The following is a 19,865-nucleotide window of genomic DNA, read 5'->3' on the forward strand; positions in this document are numbered from 1 at the left end:
TAGTATCCGGTATATAACACCCGATACCCGAATATATATCCGAATCTATATTCACCAATTTATAATCGTCAACATAGTTCTTATATATATAACTACCCTTTCCAATTGCTCTTCAAAATCAGAAGGAATATTATTATCAGTCAATTCACGCATAAAAGCTCGAAAATCATATGCCGAATGATCCAAAGGAGACCTCCCATAACCATAATGGGCTTGAAAATAATCTATTTTTCTATTATCAAACTTAACCAGATTGTCCCGATACTGTTTCATAATTGAACAAGTAATATTCGCCAATGCCGATATTTCATTCGTTTTTATCACCGCAATAGTACCCCACGAATAACTATATTCATTTTTATAGTAATCAATAAAGTCCTTTGCGACATTTATAGCATTCTGCTCTGAGTTATCCGCAGACAATAAATATTTCGTTATCTTGAAATAAGGAAAACCCGCACTCATAACCTCTGCAGGAGAAAGAATTAAATAATCAGCAGTATTTCTTAATTCATAAGCAACCTCAACTTGAGACATTAAACAAGCGTCAAATAATATATAATCAAAATGAATACCTGATTGTTCTAAAGCTTTCGATAAATCAGGAATATGAATTTTAGCTCCATTGTCGTCACCAAAAGAACGGCTCTTACTATAGTCCGCAGGCAACCATCCGGTAGCATGAGAACCCAAAATCAGACTATACTTTTCAGCTGGACAGTAAGCCTCCACATCTTTCAATACATTAATTATCACCTCATTTGATACTGAATTCTGGCTACTATAAGTTTTTATCACTTCTCTTTTACTGACAGAACCTTTGCCATCCACTTCATACTTAAACAGAGTCGGGACAGGAAACTCACCTTTTCTACTGCCACCATCCCAATAAATTACAAATGTACCAGGAGACGTAACTTCGCTCAATCCTCGTTCAACTGATGCTATATTGTTATATATATCATTACTGATATCATTGTCTCCAACAAGATACATCAAGACTGTTTTTACCGTTACTGGAACAGGAGTATCATCATCACCACAAGCTGATAAGAAAATCGACAAACATACGAACAAAAGCGATAATATTTTAATCTTTTTCATAATATTCCTCATTTATAACAGGGACAAAGATAAACAAATAAGAGATGCAAACCTGCATCTCTTATTATATTAACAATTAAGTTATTGCTTATTACTCTTCCGGTTTCGTAAAGCGGAATTTATCTGAATCAATCCGCGATACCGTCATTCTATTATTCTTCTTATATTTATTCAGAATCTTCGTTGCTTCTTTTTCCAACTTCTTTCTGTTTTCCGAGAAGTAAATCATACATGTACTATTCTGCTGCAGTTGGTTATCCTCCAGATAATTTTTCAACTGATAACTATATAATTCACGATGAGCCAAGAACCCTTCTTTGCTAACCTTCGCACTATCTAATATCTGAATATCCGTGAAATAGACTACCGTATCCGTAAATGAAGCAGAAATTCCAAAAGCATAAACCGGTTTAGAATGGTCTTTTTTCAGAGAAAAAGCGGAGCACATGGTAAACACAAGTGCAATTGCAAATAGTATTTTTACGTATTTCATATCATATAATTTTTAACTTCGCAAAGGTAACAAAAAAGAGGAGACTACCTCGATTTATCTCAAATAAATAGCATTTCTTAATCATAAATCCATAACAATACAGGTTTCTTTTCTGCCTTGAGCAGCCTGTCAACCTTCCTCATCACCTCATCAGATATCACAGGACACCCTTGACTGATTCCTAATGGAAGATGCAAAGGATACACCTCCGTTTCCGGCATCGGAGTATAAGAATGTAACACGATATACCGTTTGAAAGCATTGTTATTCGTTGCTTCCAATCCATGCAATTTATAATGAACATTAATCCCCCACTTGCTATACGACCGTATCCCTACTTTATATTTTCCTAAAGAAGAGCAATAACTACCTTCCACATTACTGAATACAGGCTTGGACAGCGTACTGTTTTTCCCGTATCCATGCGCACAAAGACTTGCATACTTCACAGAATCTCCCTTGAAATCCCATACAAAGAAACGCCTTTTACCGGAATGAATACTGAAATCTACCAGAAAGCAATAACTTGTATTATACCCGTTCTTATCACAATAAGCCTTTCCAGCCTGCGCTTTTTCACGCAAACGTTGCTCTATTTTAACTGGCACCGTGTCAGAAGATAATGTCGCATATCTTGCGTATGCCATCACCCCTACCCCCAAAGCAACCAGAACAAATGATATTAAAACAGATTTCTTCATAAAACTCACATAGCACAAGATTAAATTATAGAATGGGACTTATATAAAAAGTCGCATAAGTACATTCTTCTACATGAAAAGTGCGACTTATGCGACTCAAATTCTTTTTTTCAGAAACTGATATTCCTTACTTATCCCAAGTAAGATTTGAGCAATTTACTACGATTACTTTGTCTAAGTCTTCTAATTGCTTTTTCTTTAATCTGACGAACGCGCTCACGTGTGAGGCCAAATTTATCGCCGATTTCTTCTAATGTCATTTCTTGTTGTCCGATACCGAAAAACATCTGAATGATTTCTTTTTCTCTATCGGTTAACGTAGAAAGAGCTCTATCAATTTCCCTCGCAAGAGACTCATTAACCAGAGAGCGGTCCGCCATAGGCGAATCATCGTTAACCAACACATCCAACAGGCTGTTATCCTCTCCTTCCACAAAAGGCGCATCCACCGAAATATGACGGCCGGACACCTTCAGCGTATCAGAGATTTTATCAACCGGAATTTCCAGTTCGTCTGCCAACTCCTCGGGAGACGGACGCCGCTCGTTTTCCTGTTCAAACTTCGAGAAGGCTTTGCTGATCTTATTCAACGAACCTACCTGGTTCAACGGGAGACGAACAATACGCGACTGCTCTGCCAATGCTTGCAGAATAGACTGGCGAATCCACCATACAGCGTAGCTAATGAACTTAAATCCACGTGTCTCATCAAATTTCTCGGCAGCCTTAATCAGTCCTAAATTGCCTTCATTAATCAAGTCAGGCAAACTCAAACCCTGGTTCTGGTACTGTTTAGCCACAGATACGACGAAACGAAGATTGGCACGTGTCAATTTTTCCAATGCTACACGGTCACCCTTACGAATGCGTTGAGCGAGTTCCACTTCTTCCTCGACAGTAATCAGGTCTTCACGGCCGATTTCCTGCAAATACTTATCAAGAGAAGCGCTCTCTCTGTTAGTGATACTTTTGGTAATCTTTAGTTGTCTCATTCTTTAAAAACAGATTTGGAGTGCAAAGTTACGACAAATAATTTGTTAACATACAAAATTAAGTAACTTTTACACTATATTTTTCAACTAATAAAACAAAAAGAGATGCCGACAAGTTGATTGGCGGCATCCTTTTTCTATTTCATTAGCTTATCCTATAATCTTCTTACCTTATTTTATATATTACTCTTGAGTAAGATCGACAGCGAAGTATCCGCGTTTACCGGATGGGAACACACCGGTCAGGAACAATACCTGATTCGGAGACTTAACAGCAGCTTTCATCACCTCTTCCAGATCGCTGACTTTGCGCATCGGCTGGTCATTAGCTTTTAGGATAATGAAACCTTTACGAACTCCTGCATCTGACATCTTACCGGAAGAAACCCCTGTCACTTGCAAACCGTAACCCAGATTCAATTGTTTCTTCAAATCATCCGGCAATTCTTTGAAAGCAGCTCCCAAGATTTCCATGCCTGCATCTTTCACGATTTTGGTAGTACCTTGTTCGTTCTTCAACGTTACTTCAACGGTCTTTTCCTTCTTATCGCGCATCAGTTTCACTTTCACCTTATCACCCGGACGATGTTTCGCAAGAGCTTCCTGCAAGTCGGCCATATTGGATACTTTCTTATTATCCACACCGATAATTACGTCGTCCACTTTGATGTCAGCTCCTGCAGCAGAACCATTCTCTACGATTTCAGAAACCCACACTCCTTCTACAACACCCAGTTCTTTAGCTTTATCTGCCAGTGTCTTACCGGATTTATCAATCGGTTGACGGTCGTCCATCAAACTGCTACCGATAGAACCACCACGAATACCGAGCAATGCACGTTGTACTGTTCCGTATTGTTTCAGGTCGGCAATTACCTTCGTCATAATGCTGGTCGGGATAGCGAAACCATATCCTGCATAAGCACCTGTCGGAGAAGAAAGCACCGAATTGATACCTACCAGTTCACCTTTGGCATTTACCAGCGCACCGCCACTATTCCCCTGATTGATAGCAGCATCCGTTTGGATGAATGATTCTATACCACCATTATATACACCCAGAGAACGGGCTTTCGCACTTACGATACCGGCAGTTACAGTAGAGTTCAGATTGAACGGGTTACCTACCGCCAATACCCACTCTCCTACTTTCAACGCTTCGGAGTCTCCTACCGGAATAGTCGGGAAATCATCACCTTCTATTTTTACCAATGCAAGGTCGGTGCTGGGGTCAGTACCAATCACGCGTCCTTTAAACTCACGGTTATCATTCAGTTTCACACTGATTTCATCCGCACCTTCAATCACGTGATTATTCGTTACGATATATCCATCTTTCGAGATGATTACTCCCGAACCAAAACCTACACGAGGTTGAGACTGTACCTGACGCTGCTGTCCGCGTCCATCACCAAAAAAGAAATCGAAGATGTCCGGCGCTTGCTGAACAGTTCTTGTTTTAGCTTCTTGAGTAGACCTTATATGTACGACAGCATGAAGCGAATTCTCCGCAGCCTGAGTCAGGTCAACAGGTTGAGCGTTCACAGCGTCAAAAGCAGCCAATTTGACATTGGGATTCTGCTTGAACATCTCATTAAAAGATGTCTCTTTAGCAGCTTCGTTAGATTGCAACAATTTGTAAGTTGTCAATCCTGCAACTCCTGAGCTAAGAAGAATGATTGCTCCTACTCCCAGAATGTTCTTTGTTGTCTGTTTCATGATTTATAATTCTTTAAATTGTTAATATTCGATATTGTTTTAACTTTTACGACGTTAAAATAATAACAAATATCGTTCACTTATTCTACTTGTCACTCTTTTTTGTCCACTTTTAACAGAGAATATTTGGAGCTTAACAGCGGTTAACGACAACACCTGACAAATTTACATTCGTTGTATGTCAGATGGCTTTAACACTCTGACATTCATTCAGTAAAGTCAGATTTTCATGACACCGATTCCGGGCAAATCATTTAAGGTGATCTTTCCATTCACCACTTCTACCCCTTTAAATCGATCATTAGAAATAAGCAAGTTACCATCCAGGTCGGCAAAATCGACTAATGGCGAGAACTGTGAAGCTGCTGAAATAGCACACGAGGTCTCTGTCATACAACCCACCATCACACGCATACCAAGCGCATGAGCCAGTGTTACCATCTTCCATGCTTCACGCATACCGGTACATTTCATCAGCTTAATATTAATTCCCGTGAAAGCGTCTTTCAAGGCAGCTACATCTCCCAAACGCTGCAACGATTCATCTGCAAATATCGGCAATGGACTTTGTTGCGTTATCCAGGCAATGTCGTCTAGCTTCTCCTTCGGCATAGGCTGTTCTATCATCACAATGCCTTTTTCTTTCAGCCAATGAATCATATCAAGCGCGTATTGACGGTCTTTCCAGCCTTGGTTGGCATCTATCGCTATCGGTAGATTCGTTACCGAGCGGATGGTTTCAATCATCTCCTTATCATTGTCCCGTCCCAGCTTTACCTTTAATATATTAAACTGATCGGCGCACTCTTTTGTTTTCTCCCGTACTACATCCGGTGTATCAATACCTATCGTGAAGGTGGTAGAAGGCGTCTTTTCTTTGTTCAATCCCCATATTTTATACCAGGGAGCACCCAGCAGTTTTCCCACCAAATCATGAAGGGCGATATCTACCGCAGCTTTCGCCGCCGTGTCTTTTGGCGAGAGGCTGTCAACGTATGACAAAATGTCATCTAGCTGAAAAGGATCACTAAACTGTTCCAGATTCACTTTCCCCAGAAAACTCATTACCGATTCTACCGTCTCTCCCAAATAAGGAGGCATAGAGGCCTCTCCGTACCCCGTTATCCCTTCATATTCTATTTCCACCTGTACATCAGGAGTCGTTGTGCGTGAATATGTGGCAACCGTAAACACATGCTTCAACTTCAATTCATAAGGGAAAAAGCTCATTTTCATCTTTCCTCCCAAACCGAGCTTATTTATATAGACGTTAGAAAGCGATGATTCTCCGGCTAATGTCTGACGGACAACCAACCCTGAACCCAAAGCAGCCAAAGTCGCTGTTTTCAAAAAATCTCTTCTGTTCTGCATGCTTTAATAGATGATAAATTACAAATGATAAGTGATAAATGACAGGTGGCAGATAATAGATGATAGATATTTATGCCAAATACTCACAGTAACTATCAACCATCATTTATCAACTATTTATAATAAGGATTATTATCCGTAGTATTCATTCCCTTCTCCTTATTAATATAAGGTAGGAAGCGAACGGCAAAAAGCAGACGTTTCGTGTTGAACTCGTCATAGTTCTTATCCGCAGGGTTCATACTACTGATGTGTACATCGCCCAAAGCGTGGATAAACTGTTTATTACCAAGGTAAATACCAACATGAGAGATTCCTTCTTTACGCTCCGCAGTCGCTTTACGACCGAAAAACACTAAATCCCCCCGTTGTACATTGGCAAAATCAGGAGCAATCTCAATATGTTCGCCCACATAAGCCTGTTGAGACGCATCTCTCGGAATAATAATATCATGCATAAAAAGCACGGTACGTACCAAGCCGCTACAATCCACTCCTTTGGAAGAGGTTCCTGCCCACAGATAAGGAACTCCCATCATCGAATAAGCAGTCGCAACGATACTTTCAACATCTTGTTTCAATGAAGCCCTCCATTTTGTTTCCGGTTGAGAAATAGATTTAGAAATGTATGCTTTCCGACCGTCGGGATAAGATACTTTGTAGAAATGACCTTTGCTTCCCTCCCACTTCAAACGATTGCCTGCAACCACGTCGGACACAGGTTGAGAACTTTCATCCGGTTCTTCATACGCAAATCCATAGTGCGAAGTAACCACTATCTTTTCCGCCCGGTTCCACTCATCATAACGTTCCTTCGACATGGGGGTAATCACCATCCGGTGTACCCATCCGGTATAATCATCCGGCGTTTGTATCTCGTACCAACCGGTATATTGAAGTACTTTGACCGGCATCCCCAACAATGCCTGTGTACTCATGCCGGAAGTAAATTTGCCTTCTTCGCGCAAATTGCAAACAGAGATATGCACTACCCCATAAGCTGAATCGGCAGGCATGGGACGTATTTCCTGTGCTTTCAGGCTGACTGCCGCAATCACCAGAAAACAAGAGAAAAGGAGGATATTCTTCTTCATTGAAATTCATTTTAATAATAGCAAAGGTAGAAATTATTTCTATTTGTGGTACTTTCTTTGGCTAAAACAAAATAAATGACGTATTTTTGCAGTCTAAAGCAGTTGGCCGGTCTGTCGCGTGCACGTTTCGTGCAGGAGGAAAGTCCGGGCAACATAGAGCATCCTACTTCCTAACAGAAAGCTGTCCGTGAGGGTAGAGTAACGTAGAAGAAAATAACCGCCGCTCCTTTCGGGGAGAGGTAAGGGTGAGAAGGTGGGGTAAGAGCCCACCAGCCGCATGGTGACATGTCGGGCTGTACGTCTTAGGAGTTGTAAGGTCATGTAAACCGGCGTTATGAGAGTTGCTCGCTCCATGTCGGAGGGTAGACCGCTAAAGTGTCGTGGTGACACGCCACTCAGATAAATGACAGGCACCTTGTTTTATATAAGGTACAGAACTCGGCTTATAGGCTGACTGCTTTTTCTTTTAATTATCCGTTGAACTATGAAGAAGAAAATCACCGATATATGGAAGTTTCTTACGTATGACATCTGGCGCATTACGGAAGATGAAGTGACCCGAACCAAGTTCTCACTCTACAATATTATAAAGACCATCTATCTTTGTATCAACCGGTTTACCAAAGACCGGATGGCTAATAAAGCTTCCGCACTGACATATAGCACATTGCTCGCCATTGTACCGATACTTGCCATCCTGTTTGCCGTGGCACGCGGTTTTGGATTCGACAACCTGATGGAACATCAGTTCCGCAATGGTTTCGGAGGAAATATAGAAACAACAGAGGCCATTCTCTCATTTGTCAACTCCTATCTTTCACAAACCAAAGGAGGTATTTTCATTGGAGTTGGTTTGGTCATGTTGTTATGGACGGTTATCAATCTGGTCAGCAATATTGAAATCACCTTCAACCGTATTTGGGAAGTGAAAAAAGCACGGTCCATGTATCGCAAGATTACGGATTACTTTTCTATGTTCCTGTTAATGCCGATTCTGATTGTAGTATCCGGAGGACTTTCTCTGTTTATGAGCACCATTCTCAAACAGATGGATGATTTCGTCCTGCTTGCTCCTATTATGAAATTCATGATACGGCTTATCCCTTTCGTCCTGACATGGCTGATGTTCACAGGGCTGTATATCTTCATGCCGAATACAAAAGTAAAATTCAAACACGCGCTCATTGCAGGCATTCTGGCGGGGTCTGCTTATCAGGCTTTTCAGTTCCTGTATATCAACAGCCAGTTGTGGGTGTCAAAGTACAACGCCATTTACGGTAGTTTTGCTGCACTTCCTTTATTTCTGCTTTGGTTGCAAATATCTTGGACAATCTGTTTATTCGGAGCCGAATTGACGTATGCCGGGCAGAACATCCGCAGTTTTAGTTTTGACCAGGACACCCGGAATATCAGCAGACGATACCGAGACTTTATATCCATCCTGATTATGTCACTCATAGCCAAACGGTTTGAGAAGAACGAACCTCCCTATACGGCTGCAGAAATCTCGGAAGAGCATCAGATTCCCATCCGGCTAACCAACCAGGTACTTTATCAGTTGCAAGAAATAGAATTGATTCACGAGGTAGTCACCGACGAAAAAAGCGAAGAAATCGGCTATCAGCCATCAATGGATATCAATCAATTGAATGTAGCCATCTTATTGGATCGTTTGGATACATACGGTTCCGAGAATTTCAAAATTGATAAAGACGAAGAATTCAACGACGAATGGAAAGTGCTGACCGAGTCCAGAGAAGAATACTATAAAAAAGCAAGTCAAGTATTACTGAAAGATTTATAAGGAAAAGGACGCAAGCAGTGCAACGATCTCGAAAATCAGACTTTACAACCTGATACTCTTATCTATAATAAGCCCAAAGCCAGCCTGAAAGGAGAAGCCGCCCAACTGAAAGTGGCAGTAGACTATTTGCTGAAGGATTTGTCAAAAAAGAAATAAATACTACATTATTAATGCCGCTTATTCAGCGGCATTAATAATAAGTTATATATCAACACTTTAGAGGAAACACTTTTGGTTTTAAATAAACAGTCCGTTCCTTTAAAAGGAAAGCATCGTTGGTTTAAAAGGAACGGACTCTTCCTTTAAAACCAACGATGCTTTCTGTTATATGCTTATCCTAAAGAACTAAGAATATAATTATTTTTCAATCAATAACGGTTGTATGAAATCACCTTTTCTTTCGGCTTCCTCATTTTCTTGCGTTTTTCCTTTGCCGGATAACCAATGACAATATCCAGCAATAAACGTTTGGAAGCAGGGATACCGGCAAGCTGTTTCATTTCTTTTTCATCAAACCAACCCAGAATACAAGAGCCCAGTCCTTCGGCTTCAGCCGCCAAAGCAATATGAGCAGCAACTATTCCAATGTCGATCAATGGAAAATGCTTGCCTTTCACCTTTCCACCAAGCAGAGAGGTAATATTAGCAGATTCCTCTACCACCAGAATATGCACGGGAGCATCTTTAGCAAACTTATTCATCCCCAAACCAGCAGCAGCTTTCCCCGCTTTTTGGGCCAGTTCCTTATCCGTGATGACTACAAACTTCCAAGGCTGCGCATTACAGGCCGAAGGCGCCAAACGAGCAGCTTCAAGTATCCGTTCCAACTTTTCCGGCTCTACCGGACGCTCCTTATCATACGAACGGTCGCTTTGACGAGCCTGTACCAATTGAAGAAAATCCATAAGATTGCGATTTTATGATTTACAATTTACGATTGAAATTCGCTTTTGCGACAGCCAACTATTTATACTGAATCATCCGGCTGATATACTTACCGATAATATCGAATTCAATATTTACCACACTGCCAATCTCAAACGTATGGAAGTTTGTATGCTCATACGTATAAGGAATGATAGCTACCTGGAAAGTAGCATCGGTCGGATTACATACCGTCAGGCTAACACCGTTCACAGTTACCGAACCTTTATCCACCGTGATATATCCACGTTTCGCCATTTCCTTATCAAACGCATATTGGAAGGTAAAATACCAACTACCTTCCGCATCCTTAATATCAATACAAGTAGCGGTCTGGTCTACATGTCCCTGAACGATATGTCCGTCCAACCGGCCATTCATCATCATGCTACGTTCAACATTCACCTTATCCCCCACTTTCAGCAGACCGAGATTAGAGCGTTCCAATGTTTCTTTCATGGCAGTCACCGTATACGTATCATCTGTCAGAGTCACCACTGTCAGACACACACCATTGTGAGAAATACTCTGGTCGATTTTCAACTCATTCACAAACGAACACTTAAATGTAAAGTGTATATTCTCCTGGTCTTTCACCAGTGCTACCAAAGTAGCATATTCTTCTACGATTCCAGAAAACATAATTTCATTTACTATTTTACGATTTACTACTTACTATTTTAAGATTGAGAATACTCTCTTAATGCAAGGGTCAAAGATACGAATTAGAAAGGAGCTTAAAAAATAAGAGCAAAAAAAAATGGGGCTTTTCACAAAGCTCCATTTTTCAGTTTTCAATAGGTATTAGTTTTTTTTTAAGGTAAAAAGATTGTTTTCAGGATAACGGTGCAAATATAGGCGGTTTTACCGATACTATCCAAATTATAAAACATGTCATATAACATCTTTTTGAAAATTCTTTGGATTTATTATCATTTGAAGCAAAATCTCCTGTAACTTGTCCGTTATAGGTGACAAATATAGGATAATTTTTTAAGGAGCCCTAATTTCTGTTTAAAAATCCGCAAAAAATTACTTTTCCGGGTAGTTTTCGTCCGTTTTTCCACGATGTTTTAACACTTTGGCGTCAATGAAGAAAACAATCTCCTCGGCAATATTGGTAATATGGTCTCCCGAACGTTCCAGTTTACGGAACACACTGACCAAATCTACGCAGGTATGTACAGCTTCCGGATGTTCGATGATATAGTCAGAAAGAATACCTGTCGCATCCGCATTGATTTCATCCAGCAAATTATCCTTGGCAAACACTCCCGCTGCCAAATCATTGCTTTCTTCATTCAAGGCACGCTTCGCCAGTTCCAGCATCGACAACACTTCTGCCTGCATCTCTGCCAGACGAAGACGGTTCAATAATTCCGCATCCAACACCGGCTCTTTGCAACGAAGTACAAAGCGGGCAATACCTTCCGCAAAGTCGCCCAAGCGTTCCAGATTCGTATTGATCTTCAGCATAGCCAATACAAAACGGAGGTCAATCGCCACCGGATTATATAATGCAATGATGTCTTCCACATCGCTATCTATCTTCAATTCAAAAGCATTCACCCGACGCTCGCGAACCATCACTTGTTGAGCCAACTCCTTGTCGAGGGTCAACACAGCCTCTCCGGCACGGTCAAGCTGGTTGTACACCAAGGTCCACATTTCATCAATTTCCTTCTTCAATAGGATAAGTTCCGATTCTATAAACTTTACCATAGTCTATTATATATAAATGATTAATATTTTGCTAATGACATTTCAGAAATAAATTTCAGGCACGGATTTCACGAATTACCCGAAGCGTCCCGTTATGTAATTCTGGGTAGCCTCTTTCTCCGGATTGGTGAATATCCTTTTCGTCTGATCGAATTCCACCATTTCGCCCATATAGAAAAACGCCGTCTTATCACTGACACGGGCTGCCTGCTGCATATTATGCGTAACGATTACAATCGTATAATCCTTCTTCAATTCATGGATCAGCTCCTCCACCTTAGCCGTAGAAATAGGGTCGAGTGCAGACGCAGGCTCATCCATCAGCAATACCGAAGGAGAGACAGCCATCGCACGGGCGATACAAAGCCGCTGTTGCTGTCCGCCGGACAACGCATAAGCCGACTCCTTCAACTTATCTTTCACCTCATCCCAAAGAGCCGCTCCTTTCAACGTTTCCTCCACACGATGGCGAATAAAAGCATTGTCTTTTATTCCATTAACACGAAGTCCGTAAGCTACATTCTCGAATATACTTTTCGGGAAAGGATTCGGACGCTGGAACACCATTCCTACATTCTTGCGGAGTTCGTCCACTTCCACCCCTTTCGCATATATATTATGTCCGTCGATACGGATTTCTCCCTCCAGACGGGTATCAGGAATCAAATCATTCATCCGGTTGAAAAGCCGGAGGAAAGTAGACTTACCGCAACCGGACGGTCCGATAAAAGCGACAACCGACTTTTCCTCAATCTGCATACTGATACCCTTCAATGCATGAAAATCTCCATACCAAAAGTTCACATCACGCGCATCTATTTTCACTGTATCCATATACTAATCTAGTTTGTTTTTACTCTTTTCTCAAAATACTTTCTCAATGCATTAGCCAGCAGATTCACGAACAGGATAATCATAATCAACACCAATGCCGTACCATAAGCCAGCGGCAATTGTGCCTCCATATCCGTTCCACTCGTGGAAATCACATACAAATGGTAAGGCAATGCCATACACTGATCGAAAATACCCGTTGGCAGTTGTGGCAGGAAGTATGCGGCACAAGTAAACAGAATCGGTGCCGTCTCTCCCGAAACACGTCCCAAGGCAAGAATCAACCCTGTGATAATGTTCGGCATCCCCATCGGCAGAATGACGTGCCAGATCGTCTGCAACTTCGTTGCACCCAAGGCCCGGCTGCCTTCACGCATACTGTCGGGAATGGCTTTCAGAGCTTCCTCCGTTGTCCGAATGACCAAAGGTACGCAAAGCAAACCTAATGTCAAAGAACCGGCCAAAATACTATCACCAAATCCCATATAATTGACAAACAGCGCCATACCGAACAATCCGAATACGATGGAAGGAATACCGCTCAAGTTATTGGTCATCACCCGGATAAAGCGTACCAACTTACCTTTCGGCGCATACTCATTCATATAAATTCCGCTCATCACCCCTATCGGAAAGGCGAACAGCGCACTCCCCACCATCAGATAGAAAGTACCGACAATAGCCGGCCATATACCGCCACCTGTCATCCCGTCCGTAGGAGCCGAAGTGATAAAATCCCAACTGATAGCGCCGATTCCTTTATAGACGATAAATCCCAGAATTGCAAACAATATCAGTACAATGCAAAGGCTCAACAGCCGGAAAATCCCGAAAGCAACTTTCTGCGAACGGTGTTTAGCTTTATTATTACTCCGTATTTCCATCTTATTTGCTACGTTTTAATCCTTTAGAGGAAATATATTCCACACTAAAGTTGATAATCAATGTGATGAAGAACAGTACGACACCCAACAGGAACAACGCCTGATAGTGAGGTCCTCCCGCAGGAGCTTCTCCCAGTTCGGCCGCAATCGTAGCCGGAATGGTACGCAGAGGCTCAAGGATTGTTGTCGGAATCACAGCCGCATTACCCGTCACCATCAATACTGCCATCGTCTCCCCGATAGCACGTCCGATACCGAGTACCACACCGGATGTAATCCCCGAAATAGAATAAGGAATCACTACCTTATATATCGTCTGCCATTGCGAAGCGCCCAATGCCAGACTCGCTTCCCGCATTGCACGCGGACAGTTGCGCATCGCGTCTTCCGTCACCGTTATAATAGTAGGCAATGCCATAATGGCCAGTACGATACTTCCCGCCAAGCCACTCTCTCCTACCGGAAGATCAAACAATTTCTGAATCAACGGAACAATGACAATCAATCCGAAAAAGCCATAAACAACGGAAGGAATACCACTCAACAGTTCGATAATCGGTTTCAGCCAGTTCCGCACTTTCGGATTTGCCACTTCAGACATATAGATAGAAACCGACAGCCCGAACGGCAAAGCAAAAAGGATGGCAAACAGGCTCACCCACAACGTCCCGGTAATCAACGGCAAAAAGCCGAATTGAGCAGCCGGAGTGGCCGTAGGAAACCATTCGGCACCCGCAAATACATCCTTTACGGAAATAGTGTTATCCTCTATGAAATGTACCGCGTCCGGATGAACAATAAATTTCTGCGGAACAAAAGCTACGATGCCGGGTGTTTTCTCCACCAGCTCCGTAATCTTGTCGCCTGCATATTCATAAGCAGGTCCCAACTCCTCTTCCGTACAATATTGCGTTATATCCTCCAAACGAAAAACCCGGATAGGGAGATCTTCCCCACCGAGTTCCTTCCAGTTTGTAATCTCCTCATCAAAAACATCCTTTATCTGTGCAGGGCTCAACACACTAACTTTGTTACTCTTATTCAGCGCCAACACATATCCCTCTTCTATCACCTTACTCTTGAACAACCCGAAAGCTTCAGTGAAAAGGAAGAGTACAATCAGCAGAATAGTAATACTTGTCACAAAGCCGCTACAAGTCAACATTCCTTCTATAATCTTTTCAAATACCTTTTTCATATACCTGCTATGATTTCTGATGCAAAGAAAGCATCTCTTTATTAAGGAGGTGTGACTAACGTTTGAAGGAAATGTTTCAATCATGTTACGTTTGTGTTACAAGTATCATTTCCACTCCGGATGAAATGAAAATGTAATATCCGATTGCTTAATTTGCAACGTTAATAAAACGAAGAAATATGAAAGTGAGAAGAAACTTATTAATCGCCCTTTCCTTACTCTCGCTCGGTGCCAACGCACAACGTATTAAAGGTAGCGATACGGTACTGCCTGTCGCACAACAGACAGCAGAGCGGTTTATGAACCAGCATCCGGAGGCCCGTGTCACAGTGACCGGTGGCGGAACCGGTGTAGGTATCTCCGCTTTAATGGATCATACAACGGACATCGCAATGGCTTCACGCCCGATCAAGTTCAGCGAAAAGATGAAAATAAAAGGAGCCGGAGAAGAAGTAGACGAAGTGATTGTAGCCTACGATGCTCTTGCCGTGGTGGTGCATCCCTCCAATCCGGTAAAGCAGCTGACTCGCCAACAACTGGAAGACATTTTCCGGGGGAAGATAAACAACTGGAAACAGGTAGGCGGAGACGATCGCAAAATAGTGGTTTACTCGCGCGAAACATCGTCCGGTACTTACGAATTTTTCAAAGAGAGCGTACTGAAAAATAAAAACTACATGGCAAGCAGCCTTTCCATGCCGGCAACAGGTGCCATCATCCAGTCTGTCAGCCAGACCAAAGGAGCCATCGGATATGTCGGACTGGCATACGTATCTCCCCGTGTCAAAACGCTTTCCGTATCATACGACGGCACCCACTATGCCACGCCTACGGTAGAGAACGCCACCAATAAGACCTACCCCATCGTGCGCCCGCTTTATTACTACTACAATGTAAAAAATAAGGAACAAGTATCACCCCTGATTCAGTTTATTCTCTCGTCCGACGGACAGGACATTATAAAAAAGAGCGGTTATATTCCGGTTAAATAAAAAAAATGTCCTACTTTTGTAGCCTAAATACAGATAACATTAACCGTTATGACAGATATTAAAAACGAAGAAGCAGGCGAAAAGAAAAGCTTGAACTTTATTGAACAGGCAGTAGAGAAAGACTTGAAAGAAGGTAAAAATGGTGGAAAAGTGCAGACACGCTTCCCGCCCGAACCTAACGGTTACCTTCACATCGGCCATGCCAAAGCTATTTGCCTTGATTTCGGCATCGCAGAAAAACACGGCGGTGTATGTAACCTTCGTTTCGACGACACAAACCCGACCAAGGAAGATGTGGAATATGTAGAAGCTATCAAAGAAGATATTCAATGGTTGGGCTACCAGTGGGGAAACGAATACTACGCTTCCGACTACTTCCAACAATTATGGGACTTCGCTATCCGCCTGATCCAGGAGGGAAAAGCATATATTGACGAACAAAGCTCCGAACTGATCGCACAGCAAAAAGGTACTCCTACCCAACCGGGTGTGGAAAGCCCTTACCGCAATCGTCCTATCGAAGAAAGCCTCGAACTTTTTAAGAAAATGAATAGCGGCGAGATCGAAGAAGGTGCCATGGTGCTCCGTGCCAAGATTGACATGGCTAACCCGAATATGCACTTCCGCGATCCGATTATTTATCGTGTAGTGAAACACCCGCACCACCGTACAGGTACTACCTGGAAGGCTTATCCGATGTATGACTTCGCTCACGGACAGAGTGACTTCTTCGAAGGAGTAACTCACTCGCTGTGTACACTCGAATTTGTGGTACACCGTCCTCTTTATGACCTCTTCATCGACTGGCTGAAAGAAGGAAAAGACCTGAACGACAACCGTCCCCGTCAGACTGAATTCAACAAACTGAACCTAAGCTACACCCTGATGAGCAAACGTAACCTGCTCACACTGGTAAAAGAAGGATTGGTGAACGGATGGGACGACCCCCGTATGCCGACTATCTGCGGTTTCCGCCGTCGCGGTTATTCACCGGAGTCTATTCATAAATTTATTGATAAAATCGGATATACCACATACGATGCCCTAAACGACATCGCCCTGTTGGAAAGCTCCGTTCGGGACGATCTGAACAGCCGTGCCACCCGTGTATCGGCAGTGATCAACCCGGTTAAACTAATCATCACCAACTATCCGGAAGGACAGGTTGAAGAACTGGAAGCAATCAACAACCCGGAAGACCCGGAAGCAGGAAGCCACCTGATCGAATTCAGCCGTGAACTGTGGATGGAACGCGAAGACTTCATGGAAGACGCTCCCAAGAAATACTTCCGCATGACACCGGGACAGGAAGTACGCCTCAAAAATGCCTATATCGTAAAATGCACCGGTTGCAAGAAAGACGAAAACGGCGTAATAACAGAGGTATATTGCGAATATGACGCTAATACCCGTAGCGGTATGCCGGACGCAAACCGTAAGGTGAAAGGCACGCTCCATTGGGTAAGCTGCAATCACTGCCTGCAAGCAGAAGTACGTTTGTACGACCGCCTGTGGAAAGTGGAAAACCCGCGCGACGAACTGGCTGCCATCCGCGAAGCTAAAAATTGCGAAGCACTGGAAGCCATGAAAGAAATCATCAATCCGGACTCATTGAAAGTTCTGCCCAACTGCTACATAGAGAAGTTCGCAGCTACCCTGCCTACACTCTCCTACCTGCAGTTCCAACGGATCGGTTACTTTAATATCGACAAAGAATCAACCCCGGAAAAACTGATTTTCAACCGCACAGTAGGGTTGAAAGATACGTGGGGGAAGATTAATAAATAACCTTTCACCACAGATTACACGGATTAACACAGATTTTTATTCTTTATTTCTCTAATCTGTGTTAATCCGTGTAATCTGTGGTGAACAAAATTAATAAAAATGGGTAGAAAGAACTCACCATCAGCCAAAAAGCAACTAGCCACACTTATCACAAACTACGAAAAAGCAAAAGCAGAAAACCGACAACTTTATCTGGATGCTGACCAACTGGCCGACATCGCCGACTGGTATGCCTCCGAACGGAAATTTGAAGAAGCACAAGAAGTAATCACCTACGGACTTAAGATACATCCGGGAAATACAGCTTTACTCATCGAACAAGCCTATCTCTACCTGGACACCCAAAAACTGCAAAAAGCAAAGAAAGTAGCAGATTCCATCACCGAAGATTTTGACTCGGAAGTGAAACTGCTGAAAGCCGAACTATTGCTGAATGGAGGAAAACTGGAAGAAGCCCAATGGCTATTAAGTACGATAGCGGATGCCGACGAACTGGAAACAATCATTGATGTCGTATTTCTCTATCTGGACATGGGATACCCGGACGCAGCCAAAGAATGGCTCGACCGAGGTAAATCGCGTTATGCCGAAGATGAAGAATATATGGCCCTCACAGCCGATTATCTGGCATCGACCCACCAAGTAGAATCGGCTATCATCTATTACAACAAACTCATCGACAAATCCCCTTTCAACCCTTCCTATTGGATGGGACTGGTGAAATGTTACTTTGTTCAGGAACAAATAGACAAGGCCATCGAAGCCTGTGATTTTGCGTTGGCAGCCGACGATCAGTGTGGAGAAGCCTACGCTTATAAAGCGCATTGTTTTTTCTATCTGAACAATTCGGATGATGCCATCGAGAATTACCAAAAAGCGATCGAACTTAAATCCATCCCCCCTGAACTGGGTTATATGTTCATGGGAATATCTTACGGCAATAAAGAAGAATGGCAGAAAGCCGATGACTATTACGACAAAGTAATCGCACGTTTTGAAGAAGACGGAGACAGACAGTCTGTCCTATTAATAGACACATATACCAGCAAAGCCTTCGCCCTGTCTCATCTGGAAAGATATGAAGAAGCACATCAGCTCTGCGAGAAAGCCAAAGAGATAAACCCGAATGAAGGATTGATTTATCTGACAGAGGGAAAACTATATCTGGCAGAGGAGCTGGAAGACGAAGCAGCCTTGTCTTTCGAAAAAGCGATAGAGATTAACTCTAACATAGAAATGTGGTATATGATCGCCTCTGCTTATTCGGAAAGTGACTATCTGATAGAAGCCAAAGAATACTTTGAAAAAGCGTACCAGATGAATCCGAAATACGAAGATGTGACGGAGAAATTGAGTGTGCTTTGCCTCATGCACGGTGAAATCGACAACTTCTTTAAATACAACAAAGAATGTGAACATCCACTGGAAGAAGATATGATTCTGGATCTGTTAAATAGTCCCGAACATAGAGAGGAAGATGAAAGAACTCTCAAGGAAGTGTGGGAACGCATGAAAAAAGAGAATAAGAAAAAGAAGAAAGGGAAAAAATAAATCAGATTAATAAATTCTATCCTCAAAAAACATGGAATCAGTAGCAGAACTTCTTAAATGGGTATTAGAAAATTTGAACTATTGGGTAGTCACCATTTTTATGGCTATCGAAAGTTCTTTTATTCCCTTCCCCTCGGAAGCCGTAGTGCCACCTGCCGCATGGAAAGCTATGGCAGACGACAGTATGAATATCTTTCTCGTGGTCCTATTTGCCACCATAGGAGCAGATATCGGTGCATTAGTAAATTATTACCTGGCGCGTTGGCTGGGTCGTCCTATTGTCTATAAATTCGCTAACAGCCGTTTAGGGCACATGTGCCTTATTGACGAAGAAAAGGTACACCATGCAGAAGAATATTTCAGAAAGCACGGTGCAGCCTCCACTTTCTTTGGCCGTCTCATTCCGGCGGTACGCCAACTTATCAGTATTCCCGCAGGATTAGCCGGCATGAAATTAGGACCTTTCCTACTTTACACCACTCTCGGCGCTGCGATATGGAACAGTATATTGGCTCTACTCGGATACCTGATCTACCGGTTTACAGACCTCAAAACCACTAATGACGTCTATGTAATGGCAACCACATACAGCCACGAAATCGGCTATGTCATTATAGCAGTGGTGGTATTGGTCATCGGATTCCTGGCTTATAAGGGACTGAAGAAGAAGAAGAAAAAATGAGTATTAAGTATT

18 protein-coding genes and 1 other RNA gene are annotated in these 19,865 nt (G+C 42.6%); 6 read left to right on the forward strand and 13 right to left on the reverse strand.

The window, feature by feature from the left end; translation table 11 throughout:
* Positions 1 to 51: 51 nt before the first annotated feature.
* The 7 genes from INE92_RS09350 to INE92_RS09380 form a co-directional block, all read right to left on the reverse strand.
* Positions 52 to 1,104 (reverse strand): clostripain-related cysteine peptidase, encoded by a 1,053-nt coding sequence (locus INE92_RS09350; protein WP_233476940.1) that lies wholly within the window; start codon positions 1,102 to 1,104, stop codon positions 52 to 54.
* 91 nt (positions 1,105 to 1,195) lie between these two features.
* A complete protein-coding gene (locus INE92_RS09355; protein ID WP_004310274.1) occupies positions 1,196 to 1,597 on the reverse strand; it encodes a hypothetical protein in 402 nt (133 codons plus the stop codon).
* 77 nt (positions 1,598 to 1,674) lie between these two features.
* Positions 1,675 to 2,298: a murein L,D-transpeptidase catalytic domain-containing protein gene (locus INE92_RS09360; RefSeq protein ID WP_195436658.1), complete on the reverse strand. Its 624-nt coding sequence runs from the start codon at positions 2,296 to 2,298 to the stop codon at positions 1,675 to 1,677.
* A gap of 131 nt (positions 2,299 to 2,429) precedes the next feature.
* Positions 2,430 to 3,290 carry a sigma-70 family RNA polymerase sigma factor gene (locus INE92_RS09365; protein ID WP_002561589.1) on the reverse strand — a complete coding sequence of 287 codons (861 nt, stop codon included), beginning with the start codon at positions 3,288 to 3,290 and terminating at the stop codon, positions 2,430 to 2,432.
* A gap of 183 nt (positions 3,291 to 3,473) precedes the next feature.
* Positions 3,474 to 5,009: a trypsin-like peptidase domain-containing protein gene (locus INE92_RS09370; protein WP_004317638.1), complete on the reverse strand. Its 1,536-nt coding sequence runs from the start codon at positions 5,007 to 5,009 to the stop codon at positions 3,474 to 3,476.
* Positions 5,010 to 5,228: 219 nt separating this feature from the next.
* Positions 5,229 to 6,380, reverse strand: coding sequence for a dipeptide epimerase (locus tag INE92_RS09375; RefSeq protein ID WP_004317637.1), 1,152 nt, complete (start codon positions 6,378 to 6,380; stop codon positions 5,229 to 5,231).
* Between the two features lie 113 nt (positions 6,381 to 6,493).
* Positions 6,494 to 7,474, reverse strand: coding sequence for a C40 family peptidase (locus INE92_RS09380; protein WP_151926918.1), 981 nt, complete (start codon positions 7,472 to 7,474; stop codon positions 6,494 to 6,496).
* A 98-nt stretch (positions 7,475 to 7,572) separates the two neighbouring features.
* Here INE92_RS09380 and rnpB point away from each other — a divergent pair.
* Positions 7,573 to 7,936, forward strand: an RNA gene (gene rnpB, locus INE92_RS09385) — RNase P RNA component class A.
* 22 nt (positions 7,937 to 7,958) lie between these two features.
* Entirely contained in the window at positions 7,959 to 9,278 is a 1,320-nt protein-coding gene (locus tag INE92_RS09390; RefSeq protein WP_008643322.1) for a YihY/virulence factor BrkB family protein, read from the forward strand.
* 368 nt (positions 9,279 to 9,646) lie between these two features.
* Here the strand turns inward: INE92_RS09390 and INE92_RS09395 are convergent, their stop codons facing one another.
* From INE92_RS09395 to pstC, 6 genes are all read right to left on the reverse strand, one after another.
* A complete protein-coding gene (locus tag INE92_RS09395; RefSeq protein ID WP_015532855.1) occupies positions 9,647 to 10,183 on the reverse strand; it encodes a nitroreductase family protein in 537 nt (178 codons plus the stop codon).
* A 58-nt stretch (positions 10,184 to 10,241) separates the two neighbouring features.
* The gene (locus tag INE92_RS09400) at positions 10,242 to 10,844 is read right to left on the reverse strand and encodes a riboflavin synthase (RefSeq protein ID WP_015532856.1); all 603 of its coding nucleotides are present in this window, start codon (positions 10,842 to 10,844) and stop codon (positions 10,242 to 10,244) included.
* 390 nt (positions 10,845 to 11,234) lie between these two features.
* On the reverse strand, positions 11,235 to 11,924 hold the full coding sequence (gene phoU, locus INE92_RS09405) for a phosphate signaling complex protein PhoU (RefSeq protein WP_004317629.1): 690 nt from the start codon (positions 11,922 to 11,924) through the stop codon (positions 11,235 to 11,237).
* A gap of 75 nt (positions 11,925 to 11,999) precedes the next feature.
* Positions 12,000 to 12,758: a phosphate ABC transporter ATP-binding protein PstB gene (gene pstB / locus INE92_RS09410; protein WP_151926919.1), complete on the reverse strand. Its 759-nt coding sequence runs from the start codon at positions 12,756 to 12,758 to the stop codon at positions 12,000 to 12,002.
* An 8-nt stretch (positions 12,759 to 12,766) separates the two neighbouring features.
* Entirely contained in the window at positions 12,767 to 13,642 is an 876-nt protein-coding gene (gene pstA / locus INE92_RS09415; protein WP_008025376.1) for a phosphate ABC transporter permease PstA, read from the reverse strand.
* Between the two features lies 1 nt (position 13,643).
* Positions 13,644 to 14,840, reverse strand: a complete 1,197-nt coding sequence (gene pstC, locus INE92_RS09420; protein ID WP_195436656.1) for a phosphate ABC transporter permease subunit PstC — start codon at positions 14,838 to 14,840, stop codon at positions 13,644 to 13,646.
* Between the two features lie 179 nt (positions 14,841 to 15,019).
* Here pstC and INE92_RS09425 point away from each other — a divergent pair, with 179 nt between their 5' ends.
* From INE92_RS09425 to INE92_RS09440, 4 genes are all read left to right on the forward strand, one after another.
* Positions 15,020 to 15,832, forward strand: a complete 813-nt coding sequence (locus tag INE92_RS09425) for a phosphate ABC transporter substrate-binding protein (RefSeq protein ID WP_008643354.1) — start codon at positions 15,020 to 15,022, stop codon at positions 15,830 to 15,832.
* Between the two features lie 48 nt (positions 15,833 to 15,880).
* The gene (locus tag INE92_RS09430) at positions 15,881 to 17,620 is read left to right on the forward strand and encodes a glutamine--tRNA ligase/YqeY domain fusion protein (protein ID WP_004317618.1); all 1,740 of its coding nucleotides are present in this window, start codon (positions 15,881 to 15,883) and stop codon (positions 17,618 to 17,620) included.
* A 99-nt stretch (positions 17,621 to 17,719) separates the two neighbouring features.
* A complete protein-coding gene (locus INE92_RS09435; protein WP_004317616.1) occupies positions 17,720 to 19,171 on the forward strand; it encodes a tetratricopeptide repeat protein in 1,452 nt (483 codons plus the stop codon).
* A gap of 31 nt (positions 19,172 to 19,202) precedes the next feature.
* Complete coding sequence (locus INE92_RS09440; protein WP_004317614.1) at positions 19,203 to 19,853, forward strand: DedA family protein; 651 nt, start codon at positions 19,203 to 19,205, stop codon at positions 19,851 to 19,853.
* Positions 19,854 to 19,865: the final 12 nt, after the last annotated feature.

The sequence above is a fragment of the Bacteroides xylanisolvens genome (genome assembly GCF_018289135.1).
Classification (GTDB): domain Bacteria; phylum Bacteroidota; class Bacteroidia; order Bacteroidales; family Bacteroidaceae; genus Bacteroides; species Bacteroides xylanisolvens.

Bases quoted from the DNA above. Each gene is read 5' to 3' on its own strand.
- INE92_RS09395 (WP_015532855.1), bottom strand. From the start codon at position 10,183: ATGGATTTTCTTCAATTGGTACAGGCTCGTCAAAGCGACCGTTCGTAT.
- pstB (WP_151926919.1), bottom strand. From the start codon at position 12,758: ATGGATACAGTGAAAATAGATGCGCGTGATGTGAACTTTTGGTATGGA.
- INE92_RS09355 (WP_004310274.1), bottom strand. From the start codon at position 1,597: ATGAAATACGTAAAAATACTATTTGCAATTGCACTTGTGTTTACCATG.
- INE92_RS09435 (WP_004317616.1), top strand. From the start codon at position 17,720: ATGGGTAGAAAGAACTCACCATCAGCCAAAAAGCAACTAGCCACACTT.
- INE92_RS09400 (WP_015532856.1), bottom strand. From the start codon at position 10,844: ATGTTTTCTGGAATCGTAGAAGAATATGCTACTTTGGTAGCACTGGTG.
- INE92_RS09365 (WP_002561589.1), bottom strand. From the start codon at position 3,290: ATGAGACAACTAAAGATTACCAAAAGTATCACTAACAGAGAGAGCGCT.
- INE92_RS09380 (WP_151926918.1), bottom strand. From the start codon at position 7,474: ATGAAGAAGAATATCCTCCTTTTCTCTTGTTTTCTGGTGATTGCGGCA.
- INE92_RS09425 (WP_008643354.1), top strand. From the start codon at position 15,020: ATGAAAGTGAGAAGAAACTTATTAATCGCCCTTTCCTTACTCTCGCTC.
- INE92_RS09360 (WP_195436658.1), bottom strand. From the start codon at position 2,298: ATGAAGAAATCTGTTTTAATATCATTTGTTCTGGTTGCTTTGGGGGTA.
- INE92_RS09430 (WP_004317618.1), top strand. From the start codon at position 15,881: ATGACAGATATTAAAAACGAAGAAGCAGGCGAAAAGAAAAGCTTGAAC.
- pstA (WP_008025376.1), bottom strand. From the start codon at position 13,642: ATGGAAATACGGAGTAATAATAAAGCTAAACACCGTTCGCAGAAAGTT.
- INE92_RS09350 (WP_233476940.1), bottom strand. From the start codon at position 1,104: ATGAAAAAGATTAAAATATTATCGCTTTTGTTCGTATGTTTGTCGATT.
- INE92_RS09440 (WP_004317614.1), top strand. From the start codon at position 19,203: ATGGAATCAGTAGCAGAACTTCTTAAATGGGTATTAGAAAATTTGAAC.
- phoU (WP_004317629.1), bottom strand. From the start codon at position 11,924: ATGGTAAAGTTTATAGAATCGGAACTTATCCTATTGAAGAAGGAAATT.
- INE92_RS09375 (WP_004317637.1), bottom strand. From the start codon at position 6,380: ATGCAGAACAGAAGAGATTTTTTGAAAACAGCGACTTTGGCTGCTTTG.
- pstC (WP_195436656.1), bottom strand. From the start codon at position 14,840: ATGAAAAAGGTATTTGAAAAGATTATAGAAGGAATGTTGACTTGTAGC.
- INE92_RS09370 (WP_004317638.1), bottom strand. From the start codon at position 5,009: ATGAAACAGACAACAAAGAACATTCTGGGAGTAGGAGCAATCATTCTT.
- INE92_RS09390 (WP_008643322.1), top strand. From the start codon at position 7,959: ATGAAGAAGAAAATCACCGATATATGGAAGTTTCTTACGTATGACATC.